Source organism: Vulcanithermus mediatlanticus, from assembly GCF_055385885.1.
Genome location: NZ_AP042385.1, coordinates 1310956 through 1328618 on the forward strand (window position 1 = coordinate 1310956; position 17663 = coordinate 1328618).

Annotated in this window: 20 protein-coding genes; 5 read left to right on the plus strand and 15 right to left on the minus strand. The window is 65.2% G+C overall.

Going from position 1 to position 17663, the window contains the following annotated elements; all coding sequences use genetic code 11:
- Positions 1-2: 2 nt before the first annotated feature.
- The 3 genes from recA to ACZ5BT_RS07675 are packed head-to-tail and all read right to left on the minus strand — an operon-like array spanning position 3 to position 2747.
- Positions 3-1034 (minus strand): recombinase RecA, encoded by a 1032-nt coding sequence (gene recA / locus ACZ5BT_RS07665; protein ID WP_464884011.1) that lies wholly within the window; start codon positions 1032-1034, stop codon positions 3-5.
- 7 nt (positions 1035-1041) lie between these two features.
- A complete protein-coding gene (thpR, locus tag ACZ5BT_RS07670; protein ID WP_464884012.1) occupies positions 1042-1557 on the minus strand; it encodes an RNA 2',3'-cyclic phosphodiesterase in 516 nt (171 codons plus the stop codon).
- The gene (locus ACZ5BT_RS07675; RefSeq protein WP_464884013.1) at positions 1554-2747 is read right to left on the minus strand and encodes a CinA family nicotinamide mononucleotide deamidase-related protein; all 1194 of its coding nucleotides are present in this window, start codon (positions 2745-2747) and stop codon (positions 1554-1556) included. The genes thpR and ACZ5BT_RS07675 overlap by 4 nt, the downstream gene beginning before the upstream one ends.
- Positions 2748-2863: 116 nt before the next feature.
- Here ACZ5BT_RS07675 and ACZ5BT_RS07680 point away from each other — a divergent pair, with 116 nt between their 5' ends.
- From ACZ5BT_RS07680 to ACZ5BT_RS07695, 4 genes are all read left to right on the plus strand, one after another.
- The gene (locus ACZ5BT_RS07680; protein WP_464884014.1) at positions 2864-3919 is read left to right on the plus strand and encodes a M42 family metallopeptidase; all 1056 of its coding nucleotides are present in this window, start codon (positions 2864-2866) and stop codon (positions 3917-3919) included.
- Positions 3920-3929: 10 nt separating this feature from the next.
- A complete protein-coding gene (locus ACZ5BT_RS07685; protein WP_464884015.1) occupies positions 3930-4250 on the plus strand; it encodes a nucleotide pyrophosphohydrolase in 321 nt (106 codons plus the stop codon).
- Between the two features lie 81 nt (positions 4251-4331).
- Complete coding sequence (locus ACZ5BT_RS07690) at positions 4332-5267, plus strand: ABC transporter ATP-binding protein (protein WP_464884016.1); 936 nt, start codon at positions 4332-4334, stop codon at positions 5265-5267.
- A complete protein-coding gene (locus tag ACZ5BT_RS07695) occupies positions 5245-6015 on the plus strand; it encodes an ABC transporter permease (RefSeq protein WP_464884017.1) in 771 nt (256 codons plus the stop codon). The genes ACZ5BT_RS07690 and ACZ5BT_RS07695 overlap by 23 nt, the downstream gene beginning before the upstream one ends.
- Positions 6016-6101: 86 nt before the next feature.
- On the opposite strand, the gene ACZ5BT_RS07700 is transcribed toward ACZ5BT_RS07695, so the two are convergent.
- From ACZ5BT_RS07700 to infC, 10 genes are all read right to left on the minus strand, one after another.
- Positions 6102-7226 carry a M20 family metallopeptidase gene (locus ACZ5BT_RS07700; protein WP_464884018.1) on the minus strand — a complete coding sequence of 375 codons (1125 nt, stop codon included), beginning with the start codon at positions 7224-7226 and terminating at the stop codon, positions 6102-6104.
- 6 nt (positions 7227-7232) lie between these two features.
- Positions 7233-8063, minus strand: coding sequence for an ABC transporter permease (locus ACZ5BT_RS07705; RefSeq protein ID WP_464884019.1), 831 nt, complete (start codon positions 8061-8063; stop codon positions 7233-7235).
- On the minus strand, positions 8056-8970 hold the full coding sequence (locus tag ACZ5BT_RS07710; protein ID WP_464884020.1) for an ABC transporter permease: 915 nt from the start codon (positions 8968-8970) through the stop codon (positions 8056-8058). Before ACZ5BT_RS07710 ends, ACZ5BT_RS07705 begins: the two co-directional genes overlap by 8 nt.
- A gap of 58 nt (positions 8971-9028) precedes the next feature.
- A complete protein-coding gene (locus tag ACZ5BT_RS07715; RefSeq protein WP_464884021.1) occupies positions 9029-10606 on the minus strand; it encodes an ABC transporter substrate-binding protein in 1578 nt (525 codons plus the stop codon).
- 27 nt (positions 10607-10633) lie between these two features.
- A complete protein-coding gene (locus ACZ5BT_RS07720; protein WP_464884022.1) occupies positions 10634-11389 on the minus strand; it encodes an SDR family NAD(P)-dependent oxidoreductase in 756 nt (251 codons plus the stop codon).
- Positions 11390-11425: 36 nt separating this feature from the next.
- Positions 11426-13090, minus strand: a complete 1665-nt coding sequence (locus ACZ5BT_RS07725; RefSeq protein ID WP_464885799.1) for a glycerol-3-phosphate acyltransferase — start codon at positions 13088-13090, stop codon at positions 11426-11428.
- A gap of 14 nt (positions 13091-13104) precedes the next feature.
- The gene (locus tag ACZ5BT_RS07730; protein WP_464885800.1) at positions 13105-13539 is read right to left on the minus strand and encodes a COG2426 family protein; all 435 of its coding nucleotides are present in this window, start codon (positions 13537-13539) and stop codon (positions 13105-13107) included.
- Positions 13540-13632: 93 nt separating this feature from the next.
- Positions 13633-13989, minus strand: coding sequence for a 50S ribosomal protein L20 (rplT, locus tag ACZ5BT_RS07735; RefSeq protein ID WP_464884023.1), 357 nt, complete (start codon positions 13987-13989; stop codon positions 13633-13635).
- A 3-nt stretch (positions 13990-13992) separates the two neighbouring features.
- A complete protein-coding gene (gene rpmI, locus ACZ5BT_RS07740) occupies positions 13993-14196 on the minus strand; it encodes a 50S ribosomal protein L35 (protein ID WP_464884024.1) in 204 nt (67 codons plus the stop codon).
- 72 nt (positions 14197-14268) lie between these two features.
- On the minus strand, positions 14269-14787 hold the full coding sequence (infC, locus tag ACZ5BT_RS07745) for a translation initiation factor IF-3 (RefSeq protein WP_464885801.1): 519 nt from the start codon (positions 14785-14787) through the stop codon (positions 14269-14271).
- Between the two features lie 99 nt (positions 14788-14886).
- Here infC and ACZ5BT_RS07750 point away from each other — a divergent pair, with 99 nt between their 5' ends.
- Positions 14887-15345: a tRNA (cytidine(34)-2'-O)-methyltransferase gene (locus ACZ5BT_RS07750; protein WP_464884025.1), complete on the plus strand. Its 459-nt coding sequence runs from the start codon at positions 14887-14889 to the stop codon at positions 15343-15345.
- A 25-nt stretch (positions 15346-15370) separates the two neighbouring features.
- Here the strand turns inward: ACZ5BT_RS07750 and ACZ5BT_RS07755 are convergent, their stop codons facing one another.
- Positions 15371-16453: a [LysW]-lysine hydrolase gene (locus ACZ5BT_RS07755; protein ID WP_464884026.1), complete on the minus strand. Its 1083-nt coding sequence runs from the start codon at positions 16451-16453 to the stop codon at positions 15371-15373.
- Positions 16454-16459: 6 nt separating this feature from the next.
- On the minus strand, positions 16460-17641 hold the full coding sequence (locus ACZ5BT_RS07760) for an aspartate aminotransferase family protein (protein WP_464884027.1): 1182 nt from the start codon (positions 17639-17641) through the stop codon (positions 16460-16462).
- Positions 17642-17663: the final 22 nt, after the last annotated feature.

Genomic DNA, 17663 nt, shown 5'->3' on the forward strand with positions numbered 1-17663 from the left:
TCTTAGGCTTCCCCGGTCTGCTCTTTTGCGCCCTCGAGCACCATTCCGGCCCGGGTCAGAACCTTCTGACGGATTTCATCGGCGAGGTCGGGGTGTTCCTCGAGGTAGGCGGCGGCCTTTTCCTTGCCCTGGCCGAGCCGGATGTCGCCGTAAGAGAGCCACGAGCCGGCCTTCTCGATGATCTCCTGGTCGATGGCGACGGTGATCAGGTCGGTGAGCGGGTCGATGCCGCGGCCGTAGTAGAGCTCGAGCTCGACCTCCTTGAAGGGGGGCGCGAGTTTGTTCTTCGTGACCTTGATCTTGACCCGGTTGCCGATGGCCACATCCTTTTTCTTAATCGGCTGGCCCACTTTGCGCACGTCCAGCCGGACGGAGGCGTAGAATTTGAGCGCCCGGCCGCCGGGGGTCACCTCGGGGTTGCCGTACATGACCCCGACCTTTTCCCGGAGCTGGTTGATGAAGATGGCGGCGGTATTGGATTTGGCGAGCACCGCGGTCAGCTTGCGCAGCGCCTGGCTCATGAGCCGGGCCTGAAGCCCCACGTGGGCATCGCCCATCTCGCCCTCGATCTCGGCTTGGGGCACCAGCGCCGCCACCGAGTCCACCACGATCACGTCGACGGCCCCGGAGCGAACCAAAAGCTCGACGATCTCCAGCGCCTGCTCGCCGGTGTCGGGCTGGCTGATCAAGAGGTCATCGACATTCACACCCAGGGCTCGGGCGTAGGTGGGGTCGAGGGCGTGTTCGGCGTCGATGAAGGCGGCCACGCCCCCCGACTTTTGGGCCTGGGCCACCACCTGCAGCGCCAGCGTGGTTTTGCCGCCCGACTCGGGGCCGTAGATCTCGATGATGCGGCCTCGAGGCAGCCCCCCGATGCCGAGCGCCAGGTCGAGGGCCAGGCTCCCGGTGGGGATGACGTCGACCTTTTGCCGGGGCGCCTGCCCGAGTCGCATGATGGCGCCGGTGCCGAAGCGCTTTTCAATCTGCTTGAGGGTATTTTGCAGGATCTTGGTTTTTTCCGTGTTTTGTTCCACTTTGCATTCACGCTCCTTTGAGTGGGAAGGTTTCGAGTTCGGAATAGATCGGCCCTCTGGGCGTGAGCCGGGACGAAACCAGCGAGAACGATTCCACTGGGTAGGTGAGGTCGAAGACGTGGGGTGGAACCCGGGGGGCCGGTCCTTTTTTTCGGGCCAGGGTCACGTGCGCCTTGAAGGGTTTGCCGTCGTTGAACTCGGGGAGGATTTCGCGCAGGCGTCTCGCCAGATGCTCATACCCTTCGCCCTCGACCTTGGCGAACCACACCCGGGGGCTTCCCTCGTTGGGAAAGTGGCCGGTCCCCCGGATCCTGGCGACGAAGGGCTCGATCTCCTGACCGAGCGTGCGCCCCACAGCCTTGAGGTGGCCGACGAGGTCGGGTTCGACTTCGCCGAGAAACAGCAGGGTGAGGTGCATTTGGTGGGGCGGTGTCGGTTTCCACCGCCCTTTGAGGGCCTCCTGAGCCCTGGCGAGTTCGCGGGCGATCTCCTTGGGGATGAACGATGCGTAAAAGAGCCTCATGGCATGCTCCAGAAAAAGGCGAAAGCCGCGTAAGCCGCCCGTTGCCGGATGACCTCCCGGCCCTGATCGGGGAAAAGATAGGCGCGAGCGCGCTTCCCGCTTGGGCCTGCGACGGCCACGAAGACCCTCCCCACCGGCTGACCCTCGAGGGGCTCGGGCCCAGCGACCCCGGTGACCGAGAGGCCATAGGTCGCGCCCAGACGGACCCGGGCCGCTTCGGCCATGGCCAGGGCGGCGGCCTCACTGACGGTCCCGTGTTCGCGGAGCACCGCCTCGGACACGCCAAAGTGGGCCTTCGCCCCCACGCTGTAAGATACCATGCCCCCCAAAAACACCGCCGAAGCTCCGGGAACGTCGGTGATGAGCTTGGCGACCAGACCGCCGGTGACCGACTCCATGACGGCCAGGGTGTGGCCTTCGTGTTTGAGTCGCCGGTAGACGAGGCCGGGCAGGGTGTCTTTGTCCCGGCCCCAGATGGTTTTTTTGAGGCGTTTAAGCACCGTTTCCGAGGCCCGTTGCACCTCGTTTTCCCGGCCCCAAACCACGACTCGGACGCCGTCGAGCTTGGCGTAGGTGGCGACTTCGAAGCCGTCGTGGGGTCCGAGCAAATCGCCGAGGAGGTCCGCGATCTCCGATTCACCGACGCCGAAGGTTTTAAAGGTGCGTTTGACGGTTGCTTTCGGGGGAAGCCCGAGCCGGGGCACGAGTTGTTGCCACATGGGGCGCCACTCGTGGGGCGGCCCGGGAAGGGCGACGGCGGTGGGGTGCCCCGGCAGCCAAAAGCCGGGCGCGGTTCCCCGGGGATTGGGGAGCCAGCGAGCCCCCTGGGGCTTTTTCGCTTGTTTTTTGTTTAAAGGAAGCATGGTCTTTCCCATTTTGATAAAGAAGGCTTCGATGTGCTTGAGCATCGTTTCGTCGAGGATGAGCGGGCGCTCCAGCGCCTCGGCCCAGGCCTCGCGCGTGAGATCGTCTGGGGTGGGGCCGAGGCCGCCGGTGGTGATCACGAGGTCGTACCGATCGAGGCTTTCCTTGAGGATCTGGACCAGCGCTCCGGCTTCGTCGGCCACCCGGTGGGTGGTGACCACCGAAACCCCGTGGTCGGAAAGACTCGCCGCGATCGCGGCGGTGTTGGTGTCGAGGGTGTCCCCGACGATGAGCTCGCTCCCTACGCCGATGACCGTGGCCTTCACGCTCCCTAACTTATATCAGCCGCGAACCCCCGGCCTTCGGGTCCCGGGCACGGATACACTGGACGGGGTGTGGAATGCCCGCCGCGGCGCGGGCGGGGAGTGCGGGGAGGTTGACGATGGAGATCGAACTCAATACTCGTTTTCTGGAAACGCTTTTGCAGGCGGTGGGTCCAAGTGGCTTTGAGCAGGCGGCGGCCAAGGTTTGGCGCGCCGAAGCCGAGGGCTTCGCCGATCGGGTGTGGGGTGATGCCGCTGGCAATACCTACGCCCAGCTCAACCCGGGTGGCGGCCCCCGGCTGATGCTCGCCGGGCATGTCGATGAGATCGGGGTGATCGTGACCCACATCGATGAGAACGGCCTCGTCTACCTGGCAGGGCTCGGCGGCTGGGATCCCGAGGTGCTCGTGGGCCAGCGGGTGCGCTTTCTCGGCCGGTCGGGGCAGGTCCTCGGCGTGGTCGGGAAAAAGGCGATCCATTTGCAAAAAAAGGAAGACCGGGAAAAAGCGGTTCGCCTCGAGGACCTCTGGGTCGACATCGGTACCGACAGTCGTGAGGCGACCCTCGAGCGCCTCGAGGTGGGCTCGGTGGGAGTGATCGATCAACCCCCGCGCTACCTCGATGGGCGGCGGTTGGTCTCGAGGGCCATCGATGACCGCATCGGGGCCTTTGTGGTGCTCGAGGCGCTGCGGCACCTGGCAGCCCGGGGGGTCGAGGCCGAGGTGACCGCGGTGGCGACGGTGCAGGAGGAGATGAGCTTTGCCGGGGCCATGACCTCGGCCTTTCACCTCCGGCCCGAGCAGGCGATTGTGGTCGACGTGACCCACTGCACCCGTCAGCCGGGCGTGGAGAAGAAGAAGGCTGGGCAGGCCGAGCTCGGCAAGGGGGCCGATCTCTCGGTGGGGCCGTATGTTCATCCCGAGCTCTTTGCCCGGCTGCGGGCGCTGGCCGAGGCCCAGGGGATCCCCTACACCGTGAGCGCGCACGCCGCGCGCACGGCCACCGACGCCGACGCGGTGGCGCTCTCCCGCGAGGGGGTGCCCACGGCGGTGATCAGCGTGCCCAACCGTTACATGCACTCGCCCTCGGAGATGATCGACCTGGGCGACGTCGAGGCCGTGGTTTCGCTCATCGTGGCCTACGCGTCGTCGGCGCGGCCCATCGCAGGCCGGTAGGGAGGTGGGGGTGCTCACCCTCAAAGCCGTGCAGGCGGAGGTTGACGCCTGGATTTCCCAGTTCGAGACCGGCTACTTTCCCCCGCTGCTCCAGCTCGCCCGGCTCACCGAGGAGCTCGGCGAGCTGGCGCGGGTTCTCTCGCACCGCGAAGGCAAGACCCCGAAGCCCGGCGAGCCCATGGGGGCGCTGGAAGAGGAGATCGGTGACCTCCTCTTCGTCCTGGCCTCGCTGGCCAACAGCCAGGGGGTGGACCTCGAGGCGGCCTTCGAAAAGACCATGGCCAAGGTCCGGCAGCGCGATCGCGACCGCTGGAAACGGCGGCGGGGGTAATCACTTTTCGCCGCACCTTGACAATATGTAAGATCCGACCTTTAATAATGTAAAAGGTCGGATCATATTCAAGGAGGTGCGGTGATACTCGAAGCTAGGAATCTCAAAAAGCGTTACCGGAGCCGGGGCCGGGTGGTGGAGGCAGTGCGCGGGGTGAGCCTCACGCTGGCGCGGGGCGAGGTGCTGGCCTTTTTGGGGCCGAACGGCGCCGGCAAGACCACCACCATCAAGATGATCTCCGGGCTCATCGTTCCCGATGCCGGCGAGGTGCGGATCGAGGGTGAAAACCCCCACGCCAACCCCCGTGTTTTGGCGCGGGTGGGGTCGGTCCTCGAGGGCAACCGCAATCTTTACTGGCGCCTCACGCCGATCGAGAACCTCGAATATTTCGGGGTGCTCAAAGGGCTTGCGCCGGCCGAGGCTCGCCGGCGCGGGCTCGCTTTGCTCGAGCGCTTCGGCTTGCTCGAGAAAAAGGGGGCATTGGTCCAGCAACTCTCCCGGGGCATGCAGCAAAAGCTCGCCATCGCAGTGGCCCTCGTCCACACGCCGGCATTGCTCTTGCTCGACGAGCCCACGCTCGGCCTCGACGTCGAGGCCGCGGCTTCGGTCCAGGCCCTGATCCGGGAGATCGCCGCCGAGGGCCAGGCGATTTTGCTCACCACCCACCAGCTCGACGTGGCCGAGGCGCTCTCGGACCGGGTGGCGATTATCCAAAAGGGTCGCATCGTGGCCGAGGAACGGACCGAGGCCCTCATCGAGCGTTTCTCCGGTGACTTCTACGAGATCGAGCTGGCCGAGGCGGTTGATCCCGCGCGGGCGGGTCGGCTTTCCGAACTCGGGGCCTGGGTCGAGGACGGGGTGGTGCGCTACCGGGGAGAGGCGCAGGGGCTCTGGGCGGTCCTCGAGGTGCTCCGGGGCCTGACCCTGGTTCGCGTCGAGCGCGACAAGGCCGACCTAACCGAGGTCTTTTTGAAGCTGATCGCGGAGGGAAGCGATGTGGGCGCTGTTTCTCAATGAATTTAAGCTGGCCTGGATTAACTTCAAACGCTATCCCAGCGAGTCGCTTTCGGGCGTGTTCTCGTTGTTGCTCATCTTCTACGGCCTTTTTCTCGGTGCCAGCTACATGGCCGGGGGGCAGATCTACGGTGATCGCCTCGAGGGCATCGTGGTGGGCTACATTATCTGGACGCTCTTGCTCTTCGTCGTTGGTCAGATGGGATGGTCGCTCATGCAGGAGGCCCAGGCGGGCACGCTGGAGCAGGTTTTCCTGACCGCCTACGGGCCGGTGATCGTCTACCTGGCGCGCAGCGTGGCCGGTTTGCTGCTCAACCTGGTGCTCATTGCCGTGACCTTGGGGGCGATGCTGCTCCTCACCGGGACCCGGCTCAACCTCACCCCAGAGGTCGCGCTGCCGGCGATCGCGGTGATCTTCGGCGCCTACGGCATCGGCTTCGCCGTCGGTGCGCTCGCCCTTGTGTATAAGCGCGTTCAACAGCTGCTCAGCGTTTTACAGTTCGTCCTTCTTTTTTTGGTCATGGTCCCGGTGGAGGACCTGCCGCCGCTCTTCCAGCGGATCGGATTTTTCCTCCCCATGACGCCAGGGACCGGTCTCTTGCGGCGCATGATGGCCCAGGACCAGCCGCTCGACTTCGGTTTTCTGGCCGTGGCCCTTTTGAACGGGGCGGTGTACTTCGCCCTCGGCGTGTGGGCGTTCGCGGTCGCGGTGCGTTTGGTGAAGCGCCGGGGGGCGCTCGGAGGCTACTAAGGACCCCGCCGTGGCTCGTATCCCGGCGAGCCTTCCAGGAAAGGTGGACGAGTGCCAGTCTTGTGGCGGCAAGGTGGGGCGTTGACTTAATCGTCGCCGAGCGGCCAGGGGGCGCTGACCAGCGCGGCGTAGATCCTGGCCGCTCGGATCAGCTCCTCAGCCTTCACCCATTCGGCCTCGGTGTGCGCGAGTTCGGGATCGCCGGGGCCGAGGCCGGCGGTGGGGATGCCGGCGGCAGCGGTGTAGCGGCCGTCGGTTGCGAAAAACCACAGCCCGGGCGCGCCGGCTTCGCCGAGCACCTGGCGGCGGGCCTGGCTGAGGGCGAGGACCAGGGGGTGGTCGGGCTCGGTGACGAAGCCGGGGGTGTTCTCGACCTCGCCCGCGGCCCAGGGCTCGGGGACGACGAACCGGGCCGGGAGGTCCCGGAGCAACTCCGAAAGCCATGACCGCATTTCATCGGGGTGTTCTCCGACCGTTCGCCAGTCGAGGATCAGCGTGACCTTGCTCGGGGTGCGGTTTTGGCTCTCGGTGTCCGCATGGAGCAGCGTGGGTGTGATCTGCGCCGCGCCGAGCAGGGGGTGGGTCGCCACGCGGGCGCTCGCCAGACGGGTGAGGAACCTGGCCAGCGCGAAGTTGGGGTTGTCCTCGGGCCGCCCCAGCGCGGCGTGGTGAGCCCGCCCCAGGAACTCCACCTTGACCCTGGCGACCCCCCGGTGGCCGTGCATCACCTTCAGCTTCGAAGGTTCCGCCACCACCGCGGCGCCGAAGCGCGACCCCAGCGTCCGCACGAGGTGGTGGGCCCCGCGGCCGCCGAGTTCTTCCTCGACCACGCTGGCCACGTATAGGGTCCGGCTGGGGCGGGCGTTGAGCCACTTTGCGCAGTACACCGTGGCCGCGAGCGGACCCTTGATGTCCACCGCACCCCGGCCCCAAAGCCGGCCCGTTTCGTCGAGGTGGCCGGAAAACGGCCCGTGGGGCCAGGCGTCAAGGTCGCCTGGGTCCACGTGGTCGAGGTGGGTGAGCAGCAACCAACCTGGCCCTTCTTCCTCGCCGTAGATCACGCCGATGGCGTTGCCGGCTTCGTCGATGTAGGCCTCGTCGTAGCCGAGTTTTTGCATCTCGGCCACCACGCGCCTGGCTAAGGCGCCCTCGTTTTTCGAGGGGCTCGGGGTTTGAATGAGCGCCTTTGCGAAGGCCACCACTTCGTCCATAAATCGTTACCTCCGAAAGGACCTGCGTCTTGGGTCGAAGGCGTCGCGGAGCCAGTCGCCGATGAGGTTGGTGGTGAGGACGAGCGCCATGAGGGCCAGGCCGGGAAGGGCCGTGGTCCACCACACACCGGAGAAAAGGTAGTCCATGCCCCGCTTCACCATCAACCCGATCGAGGGGGTTTCGATGGACACCCCGACTCCGAGGAAGGAGAGGGTGGCCTCGAGGAGGATTACCCGCGGCACGTCGACCGAGACCTGCACCAAAACCACCGAGAGCACGTTCGGCAGGAGGTGCAGGAACATCAACCGGGGGGTGTTGATGCCCAGGGCTTCGGCGGCGAGCACGTACTCTCTGGCGCGCTCGGACAGCACCGCCCCCCGCACCAGCCGGGCGTACTCCGCCCAACCCACCACGCCGATGACCAGGATGAGCTTCAAAAGCCCCGATCCCCAAAGGGCCAGCACCACCAGGGCAATGAGGAAGGTGGGGATCGAGAGCTGGATGTCGACCAGCCGCATCACCAGCTCGCCGAACCGCCGGCTGTAGCCCGCGAAGAGCCCGAGCGGAACCCCGATGGCGACGCTGATCAGCACCGCCAGGAACCCCACCGAAAGGCTCACCCTGAGCCCGTAGAGGATGTTGGAAAGAATGTCGCGGCCCTGTTCGTCGGTGCCCAAGGGAAAGGCGGCTTCGCCCCCCTCGAGCCAGGCCGGGGGGAGGTGCTGGCGCATGAGGTCGCCCTCGAGGGGATCGTGCGGCGCGATCCAGGGCGCGAGGATCGCGACCAGAACAAAGATCGCGAGAACGGCGAGGGAAAACCACGGCAGCTTACGCATAGCGCACCCTCGGGTCGATCAAGCCGTAGAAGACGTCGACGACGAAGTTGACCACGGCGAAGATCACTGCGGTGAGGATCACGAACGCCAGGATCACCGGCCGGTCTTCGGTAAAAAGCGCGTTCAGGGCCAGCCGGTTCATCCCCGGCCAGGCGAAGATCCACTCGGTGACCACAGCGCCAGCCATGAGGTGGCCAAACTGCAGCCCGACCAGGGTGACGAAGGGGATTAGCGCGTTTCTGAGCGCGTGCTTATATACCACGATTCGCTCGGCGAGCCCTTTGGCCCTTGCGGTGCGGATGTAGTCCTGGGAGAGCACGTCGAGCATGGTGGAGCGGATCATGCGTAAAAAGAGGGCGATGCGGTAGAAGGAGAGCGTGAAGCCGGGGAGGATGTAATTCTTCCAGCTCCCGGCCCCGGCCGATGGCAGCCACCCCAGGGTCACCGAGAAGATCAGGATGAACATGATCCCGAGCCAAAAAGTGGGCGCCGAGATGCCAAGGACCGAGAAGAAGCGCAGCCCCCGGTCGATCCACGAGTCGGCCCTGACCGCGGCCAAAATCCCGGCCGGCAGACCGAAGACGATGGCGATTGCGAGCGCCACCGTGACCAGTGCCAGCGTGGCCGGAAATCGGGAGGCGAGCAGGGCCAGAGCTGGCTCGCCCGAGGTCCAAGAGATTCCGAGGTCCCCCCGGGCCAGGTTTTTCATGTAGATCGCGTACTGAACGGCCAGCGGCTGGTCGAGGCCGTAGGCTCGGCGAAGCGCCTCCACCTGGGCCTGGGTCATGTCTTCCGGGGCCAAAAGCTCCATGGGATCGCCGGAGAGCTGGAGGGCCAGAAAGACGAGGGTGGCCACCCCCCACACCGCAAAGACCATCTGCAGAAAGCGAACGACGAAATAGCGCATGTCCCTGCTTCAATGTAAGCGATTCGGGCGCCCTGGCTGGGCGCCCGCGTGCCGGTGGTTATTCGGGTCGTATGTCGAAAGCCCTCAGGTACTCGTCAGGCCGGGGCTGGTAGTTGAGCCCTTTACGCATTCCGGCGATGACGTTCTCGTAGTGCAGGGGAATGTAGGCCACGTCCTCAACCATGGCGATGCGCATCGCTTTCTTGAGCAGCGCATCCCGCTGCGTTTTGTCAAAGGTCTTGGCCGCCTCCTCGATCAGGCGATCCACCTCGGAGTTCTTGTAGCGCATGCGGTTGAAGCGTCCGTAGAGGCCCGAGGCATCCTTGGAATGGAAGAGCGAGAGGGCGGTGTTGATGGAGTCCATCGACCCCCACCCGGCCATGTACATGGTGAAGTGGCCCTTGGTCATGTTGGGGAAGAAGACCTTCTTCGGTACCGCGTTGACCTCGGCCTTGATTCCGATTTTCCGCAGCATGCTGGCCAAGGCCTGGGCGATCTGAGCGTCGTTTAAGTAGCGGTCGTTGGGGGCGTCGATCCGGAGCTTGAAAGTGACCCGGCCGCCGTCTCTGGTGGGGAGCTCCAGCCAGCCGTCGTTGTTGGTGTCGCCGTAGCCGAGGTCTTCGAGGATCTTCCGCGCCGCCTTGGGGTCGTAAGCGAAGCGGCGAATGCCGGGATCGTAGCCCTCGTGGACCGGAGCCAGGAACTGCTCGGCCACCGTCGCCGCGCCGCCCATGATCTTTTTGACGATGGCCGCTTCGTCAATGGCCATGGCGATCGCTTTTCGTGCCCGGGGATCGAGGAAGGGGTTCTTGGCGCCGTCGGGAAGTCCCTCGGAGCCGTACTCGCGCCAGTAGTCGAGGGCGATGTAGATGATCCGGATGCCGGGCGTTTGCTTGACCGTGGCCGAGCCCGAGCGCTCGACGCGGGCGAAGTCCTGGGGGAGGACCTTTTCCACCACGTCAGCCTCTCCCGAAAGCAGGGCCGCCACCCGAGTCGCGCCGTTTGGGATGTTGACCAGTTTGACCTTTTGAAAGGCTGGTTTAGGCCCCCAGTAGTCTTCGAAGGCCTCGAGGTTCAGGTGGTCGCCGTTGAGCCAGGAGACGAACTTGTAGGGTCCGGTTCCGATGGGATGCTTTTGAAACCCGGTCTCACCGACGCGTTCGAGGTAGGCCTTGGGCACCACCGCAGCGTGGTCGAGGTGCGCGGGCAAAAGGGGATCGGGGACCTTGGTCTTGATGAGCACCGTGGTTGGGTCAAGCGCCTTAGCCTCGACGATCTTGCCCACGTACCCCTTCATCTGCGACTTCTCGTGGGTCGCCGCCCGCATGATGGAAAATGCCACGTCTTCGGCGGTCATGAGGCTTCCGTCGTGGAACTTGACCCCGCTCTTTAAATAGAGCTTCCAGGTATTCTCGTCGATCTGCTCGATGCTTTTGGCCAGGACCGGCACCACCTGGCCGTCGGGGCTGTAGAAGAAGGGGGTCTCGAAAATGTGCTGCTGCCAGGAGAGGGTGGTGGTTTCGTTGCGCATGTGGGGGTCGAGGGTTACGGCCCCGCCCTGGTAGGCGATGACCAGGGCCTTTTGCGCTAAAGCTGCGCCGGCAATAAGGGTCACGATCACCAACAGTCTTCTCATACCGCCTCGCCTCCTTTCGCTTCCGGGTCATTTTACCCAGAGGGCGAGGGCCCGGGAAAAGAGCCAGAGCCGGATTCGGGAGGGGAAGGCCCGAAGCAGGCGGAGCGGCCAGGCCAGGCGCCGGGGAAAGGCGATTTCGAAGCTGCCGGCCTCAAGCCCCTGCACGATCCTGCGGGCGGCCTCCCTGGGGGAGAGCATGAAGGGTTTGGGAAGCCGGTTGCCGGCCACGAGCGGGGTTTTGACGAAGCCCGGGTTGATGAGGTGAAGATCGATGCCCTCCTTTTGCAGCTCGTGCCACAGCGCCTCGGCGTAGTAGATGAGCGCGGCCTTGCTCGTTCCGTAGCCGACGGTCCCCGGGAGCCCGAGATATCCGGCCAGCGAGGCCACGACGGCGATCGTGCCGCCACCGGATTCGCGCATCCGGGGCCGGAGCGCGTCCACGGCCGCGGCCACCCCGAGGAGGTTGACCTCGAGGTGGCGGGCGAGGTTTTCATAGGTGTCGTCGGGTTTTCGGGGAAACGAGGCGCCGGCGTTGAGAATGGCGAGGTCGACCGAACCGTGGGTTTCCCAGATTTGCGCCACCGCGTCGCGGACCGCCTCCCGGTCGGTGACGTCGAGGGGCAGGGGCGTGCTCCCCGTGGCCCGTGCGGCCTCGCCCAGGCGCTCGGGGTCGCGGGCGCTGATGATCACCTCGCTGCCAGCTTCGCTGTAAGCCCGGGCCAGGGCCAGCCCGATGCCGCTTGAGCCGCCGGTGATCCAAACGCGAGTGAATCGTGAGGGCATACTTCAGCTTAAGCGCTATTGGGGGTAAGACAGACTTCAGTCCAGCACCTCAAACCCCAGCGCCTCGGCGCGTTCGACGAAGTAGGCGATGTTCTCGCTCTTGGTCTCGCCACCGAGGCTCTTGCGCTCAAACGCGCCCTCGGCGGCAAGGATCATGGTCTCGGCCAGGCAGGCGGGCACCAGGTCGGGGCCCCCGAAGTGCAGGTTCAGAGTCGAGTGAGCCTCTCCGGGGAGCCGGACCACGCCGCCGGGGATCACCCGCACGCCGGGAAGACGCTTCACGTCTGGGTGGACGTCGGGGGGCACGCCCTCGTCGTAGATCCAGGCCCCTTCCTTGACGTGTTCGGGGAAAATAACCGGCTCGGGGTCACTGGTGGCGGAAAAGACCAGGTCGGCTTCCTTGATGGCGGCCATCTCGGTCGTGGCCACCACCTCGGTGTTGGCGCCCTTGCGCTTGAGGTTTTTCCTCAGGCTCTCCGCGACCTTTTGAAGGCGCTCCCGGTTGCGGGCCACCAGAATCACCTTGCCGAAAAGGGGGGCGATTTGGCGGGCGATGCCAAAGGCCACCACCCCGGTGGCGCCCACGATGGCGGCGGTGGCGCGTTCGGGATCCTTGCCCTCGCGCCGGAAACGCTCGAGGATCCGCGGAATCGCCGCCCGCACCGTTCCCGCGGTCAAGGCGCCGCCGTTGGTGATCTCGATTTCGGGGACCGCCTCCTGGACCTGCTTGCCCTTTTCGCCGACCACGCTCCAAAAGGCCCCGAGGCCGAAGACGGTGGCGCCGAGCTCGCTTGCGAGCCGCGCCCCCTGGATGGCCCTTTGCACTGCGAGCTCGGGCTTGCCCACGATCTGATGAGGGAGGAGCGGCGCCGAGATGAGGAGGCAGAGGATCTCGCGGCCGTCGGAGGTCTTGACCCCCCGGATCTCGCCCACCTTCATGGGGCGGAAACGCTCCGCCAGGCGCTCGATCCAGGATTTTTTGATGAGTCCGGCGTTCACCAGGGGGCGGAGCCAGCGAAAGCGGGGGGATTGCCAGAAGTCCTCGAGGGTAAGGGGGTGGATCATAAAGGCCGAGACCACCTGCTGTTCGCTGGGAAGGGGCAGCGGCTGGCCCAGCTTGGGCTCGGTGCCCTCGAGGATTCGCCCCAGGTTTTCCTTGTATCGCCAAAGGGCCAGGGCGAAGAGCACCCAGGCCAGGGCCCGGGTGTAGGGGTCGTAGCCACTCGCCACCAGCGCCAGGGCCAGCGGCAGCGTGAGCGCGGCCAGACTGGCGTAACCGCTCACCGCATAGACCACGAGCGCCGCAGCCAGGGGGACCAGGGTATGGAGGTAGGCGATGCCGGAGACCGAGAGCCCAGCGAGGATACCGAGGAGGATGGCGGCGCCCCTTGCCCGGAGCGGCCAGCCCTGGGGCATGAAGGGCAGCGGGTACAGATGGCCGAGGTAGGCCAGGACCGCAGCACCCATCGCCCAGGGGGCGCCGAAATTTTGCAGGAGGTATACAGCGACGTAGCCTTTGATGAAGTCGGCGAGCGAGGCGAGCACCAGGGTTTTGGCGCCGACTTTCTTGAGGGCGCTCTCAAGGCCCAGGTTGTACACCGAAGCGGCGCGAACGTCGATGCCTGCCAGGCGCCGCGTGATCCAAAAACCCAGGGGCAGCGCCCCGATGACGTACGCCAGCATCAGAAGGAGGACGCCCAGCGCTTCCACGCCGACTACCTTACCAGGAAGGAAAGCCCCTTGAGTACGCCGGCGCTGGCTAGGGCCACCAGCACGCCGGCGGCCACCACCCCGGCGACGATGGCAGGGAAAGCGTAGCGTCGCTTGAGGCCCAGGATGACCGCCAGGATGCTGCCCGTCCAGGCCCCGGTGCCGGGCAGGGGAATGGCGACAAAGAGAAAGAGCCCGATGGCGCCATATCGCTGCACCTGGTCCTCGCCCTTGAGGCGAACACGGGCCTCGAGCTTCGCCCAGAGCCGGGCCAGGGCCGGGATCCTGGTCGCGAATTCGATCGCCCAGGGAAGACCAAAGAGCAGCGCGGGGATCACCAGGATATTGCCGGCGAGCGCCCAGAGGAAGGCTTCCCAGACGGAGAGTCCGAGGGCTACGCCCAGAGGAATGGCGCCGCGGAGCTCGACCACCGGGGCCATGGCCAGGAGGAAGACGTAGAGCCCTTGCACGAGGAACGAGTATAAAGCGAAATGGGCGCGCCCAAAGGGCGCGCCCGGCGGATACGCTTTGGGTTAGGAACGCGCGGAGCGGGAAATCTCTACCAGCTTGGCGAAGACTTCCGGGTTCCGCACGGCGATATCGGCCAGGACCTTGCGGTTCAGGGTCACGCCGGCCAGCTTGAGGCCGTGCATGAACTCCGAGTAGCGCATGCCGTTTTGCCGCGCGGCGGCGTTGATGCGGGTGATCCAGAGCTTGCGGTACTCGCGCTTTTTCTTTTTCCGGTCGGCGTAAGAATGTTCGGCGGCGTTGAGGAGGGTTTCTTTTGCACGGCGGTAAGAGATCGAGCGAAGCCCCCAAAAGCCCTTGGCCCGCTTCAGGAGTTTCTTGTGGCGGCGGCGACGGACGACGCCGGTTTTGACCCGTGGCATCCGCTACCTCCCGGCGTAGGGGAGAAGGATCCTAAATTTGCGCGCTTCTCCCTCGAAGAGGACGAACTTCTTGCCCTTTTGCCGAATCTTCTTCCCCGACTTCTTGTAGTTCAGGTGGCGTTTGCCCGGCCGCATGGCCATAACCTTGCCTCGGGCGGTAACCTTAACCCGCCCTTTGGCGCCCTTATGGGTCTTCATCTTTGGCATGCCAAACCTCCTCCCGCTGGCGAAGCGCCCCGCAGGGACTTTTGGGCTTCGACCAGCCTTTCCTTTATAGCATCATGCCTTGTTTTTGGCTAGGGGAGCGAGGACCATGTTCATATCCCGGCCCGCGAGCTGGGGAGGCATTTCAACGGCGGCGAGTTCCTTGAGATCTTCAGCGACCCGGTCGAGGATCTTCTTGCCGAGCTCCGGGTGCGCCATCTCCCGACCCCGGAACATGATGGTGACCTTGACCTTGTGGCCGTCCTCGAGGAAGCGCCGAACGTGTTTGAGCTTGGTCAGGTAGTCGTGCTCGCTGACCTTGACCCGGAACTTGATGGCCTTGATTTCCTGGCGCTTTTGCTTTTTCCGCCGTTCCTTCTCCGCTTGTTGCTGCTCGTAGCGCCACTTGCCGTAGTCGAGGATGCGGGCCACGGGGGGTTTGGCGGTGGGGCTGACCAGAACGAGATCGAGGCCCTTTTCACGCGCGATATTCAGGGCCTCGCGGGTATCCACGACGCCGAGCTGGCTGCCGTCTTCGTCGATCAGGCGCACCTGGCGAACGCGGATCTCTTCGTTGATTCTATGTTCCCTTATTAACCATCACCTCCGTAAGCGTTCATAAAACGCTCAGAAACTGCCGACCATAAGTCTACCGGAGGGCCATGGGGCACGCAAGCCGGTGTACCCTTGGTCGTGTTACGGATCGTACTCTACCAGCCCGAGATCCCGCAAAACACTGGGAACGTGGCCCGAACTGCGGTGGCGCTCGGCGCTGAGCTGCACCTGGTTCGCCCTTTTGGATTTCGCTGGGGAGACCCCAGGATGCGGCGGGCCGGGCTCGACTACTGGAAGCACCTCGATTACCACCTCCATGATTCGTGGGAGGCTTTCCTCGAGGCCCTCCCCGGCGATGCCCGGGTGTGGGCGATGAGTGCTCACGCCGAGCGGAGTCTCTACGCTGCCCGTTTCCGGCAGGGCGACTGGCTGCTTTTCGGTCCGGAAACCCGCGGGCTCCCGCCCGAGGTCCTGGGGGGATTTCCGGCGCTCAAAATCCCCACCCCAGGCCCCGTACGCTCGTTGAACCTGGCGGTGGCGGTCGGCGTGGTGGCCTATGAAGCTTACCGCCAGATCATCGCGGGGCCGGCCCGGTGAGGACGGATCATCCGCTGTTCCCGCCTCACCGCGTAGCAAGAAAAGTGAGCGCTGCCTTCAAGACCTCTACCCCCTTTTCGAACTCGGGGATGAGCACGTGTTCGAAGGGGGTGTGATCGAGCGAGGAGTCGCCGGGCCCGTAGGCCACCATCGGGGCCTGCCAGAGGGGGGCGAGAACGTTCATGTCTGAGGTGCCGGTTTTGTATTTGAACACCGGCTTGCCACCCGCTTTACGGATGCCAAAGCGGAACGCCCGGGAGAGGGGCGAGTCCTTGGGTCCTTTGTAGGCGACCTCCTTGCCCCAAAAGTGGAACTCGAGGGTGGGCGGGGCCAGGGCCAAAAGCTTTCCCACCGCTTCTTCCGGCGAGAGCCTTGGTGGCAGGCGCAAATCGAAGAAGAGCTCGGCCACCTGGGTCATCTCGGGTTGCTGCACCCGGATGTCGCGCAGCGAGTATTGGACCTGGTCGAAGGGACGCTGGCCGATGTTGTAGGCCTCGGTCCAGTTCTTCATCGCCGTGAAGTAGGCGATGAGTTCTTCGACCGCGTTGGGCTCGTGGTGGGCGGAGTGAAAGTGGTTTTTCTCCCGCCGCACCCGGACCAAAAGCCGGCCTTTATAGCCGAGGGTGATGCCGTCCCACCCCGACGGCTCGCCGATCACCACCAGCTCGGGGCTGAGCTTTTGGGCCACGTAACGGGCACCCTTGCTCGAGGGCACCTCTTCCTCAGTGGCGCCGATGAGGTGGATGGTCAGCTTTTCTTTGAGGGCTTCGGGCAGGGCGCCGGTGGCCAGCACGAAGGCGGTGAACGGCCCTTTGGCGTCCACCGCCCCCCGGCCGAAGAGCTTGTCGCCCTCGATGCGCACCGGGACCTCACCGGGCACGGTGTCGATGTGGCCCAAAAGGGCGATCTCCAGCGGGCCGTGGCCCCAGATGCCCCGGGCGTTGTCGGCCTCGTCGACCCAGGCCTTCATGCCCATGGCCTTCATGCCCCGGGCGAAGTGCTGGGCGACCAGCCGTTCCTGACCGGATGGGCTTGGGACCTCGAGGGCCTCCCGGAAAAAGCGGATGGGGTCGCGGCGGGGGTCGTAGTCGAGCGGGGGCAGACTCATGGCGGGCTAAGCCTCGTGGGCCAGGACGTCGGCGACGGCCTCAGCCGTCTGCAAGAGTTCGGCTTCCTCCACCACCACCGGCGGCAAAAAGCGCATCACCGTAGGCCCGGCCTGGAGCCCGATGATGCGGTGCTTTTCCGCCAGGCGCTTGAGGTAGGGGGCGGCCTTCTCCTTGAGTTCGATGCCCGCCATCAGCCCGATACCGCGAACCTCCCGGATCTTCGGCGATCGGATCCCGGCCAGGGCCTCGAGGAAGGCCTTGCCCAGCGCTTCCGCGCGTTCCCAGAGGCGCCCTTCGACGATGGTCTTGATCGCCGCCGTTCCCGCCGCCATCGCCAGGGGGTTGCCGCCGAAGGTGGTGCCGTGGCCACCCCTCGGCATCTTGTCGGCGACCTCGGGGGTGGTCACCATGGCCCCCAGCGGGAAACCGCCTCCGATGGGCTTGGCTAGGGTGAGGATGTCGGGGACGATGCCGAAGTGTTCGAAGGCGAAGAGCTTGCCGGTTCGGCCGAAACCGGTCTGGATTTCGTCGATGACCAGCAGCGCGCCCTTTTTGCGGGTGAGTTCGCGCGCCGCGGCGAAGAACTCAGGCGTGCCGGGCCGGACCCCGCCCTCGCCCTGGACGGGCTCGAGGATGACCGCCGCGGTGTCGTCATCGATGGCCGCCTCGAGGGCGTCGACGTCGTTATAGGGAATGAAGGTGACCGGCTCGACGAGTGGCGCGAAGGGTTCGCGATACTTCTTTTCCCAGGTGATCGAGAGCGAACCGAAGGACCGACCGTGGAAAGAGCGCATCGCGGCCACGAACTTCTTCTTCCCGGTGGCCGCGCGCGAGAACTTGAGCGCGGCTTCCACCGCCTCGGTCCCGGAGTTGGTGGGGAAGATGCGGCCCAGCGGATCCGGCAACACGCTCGCCAGGGTCTGGTAGAACTCGGCACGTTTGTCGTTGGCGAAGACCTGGGGCAAAATCATGAGCCGTTCGGCCTGTGCCTTGATGGCCTCGACCACCGTCGGGTGGCCGTGACCCAAAAACCCCACCCCGATGCCGTTGATGAGGTCGAGGTAGCGGTTCCCCTCGGCGTCCCAGACGTAGGCACCTTCGCCCCGCACGATCACGAAGTCGGACTTGTTGTATACGCCCGAATCGTAGGTCTTTTCGATCGTCAGCCAGTCGTGCGTGTTTTGCATCTCGCTACCCTCCGCCCCAAAA

Bases quoted from the DNA above. Each gene is read 5' to 3' on its own strand.
- thpR (WP_464884012.1), bottom strand. From the start codon at position 1,557: ATGAGGCTCTTTTACGCATCGTTCATCCCCAAGGAGATCGCCCGCGAA.
- ACZ5BT_RS07680 (WP_464884014.1), top strand. From the start codon at position 2,864: ATGGAGATCGAACTCAATACTCGTTTTCTGGAAACGCTTTTGCAGGCG.
- ACZ5BT_RS07695 (WP_464884017.1), top strand. From the start codon at position 5,245: ATGTGGGCGCTGTTTCTCAATGAATTTAAGCTGGCCTGGATTAACTTC.
- ACZ5BT_RS07700 (WP_464884018.1), bottom strand. From the start codon at position 7,226: ATGGACGAAGTGGTGGCCTTCGCAAAGGCGCTCATTCAAACCCCGAGC.
- ACZ5BT_RS07705 (WP_464884019.1), bottom strand. From the start codon at position 8,063: ATGCGTAAGCTGCCGTGGTTTTCCCTCGCCGTTCTCGCGATCTTTGTT.
- ACZ5BT_RS07710 (WP_464884020.1), bottom strand. From the start codon at position 8,970: ATGCGCTATTTCGTCGTTCGCTTTCTGCAGATGGTCTTTGCGGTGTGG.
- ACZ5BT_RS07715 (WP_464884021.1), bottom strand. From the start codon at position 10,606: ATGAGAAGACTGTTGGTGATCGTGACCCTTATTGCCGGCGCAGCTTTA.
- ACZ5BT_RS07720 (WP_464884022.1), bottom strand. From the start codon at position 11,389: ATGCCCTCACGATTCACTCGCGTTTGGATCACCGGCGGCTCAAGCGGC.
- ACZ5BT_RS07730 (WP_464885800.1), bottom strand. From the start codon at position 13,539: ATGGCCCCGGTGGTCGAGCTCCGCGGCGCCATTCCTCTGGGCGTAGCC.
- rplT (WP_464884023.1), bottom strand. From the start codon at position 13,989: ATGCCACGGGTCAAAACCGGCGTCGTCCGTCGCCGCCGCCACAAGAAA.
- rpmI (WP_464884024.1), bottom strand. From the start codon at position 14,196: ATGCCAAAGATGAAGACCCATAAGGGCGCCAAAGGGCGGGTTAAGGTT.
- ACZ5BT_RS07755 (WP_464884026.1), bottom strand. From the start codon at position 16,453: ATGAGTCTGCCCCCGCTCGACTACGACCCCCGCCGCGACCCCATCCGC.
- ACZ5BT_RS07760 (WP_464884027.1), bottom strand. From the start codon at position 17,641: ATGCAAAACACGCACGACTGGCTGACGATCGAAAAGACCTACGATTCG.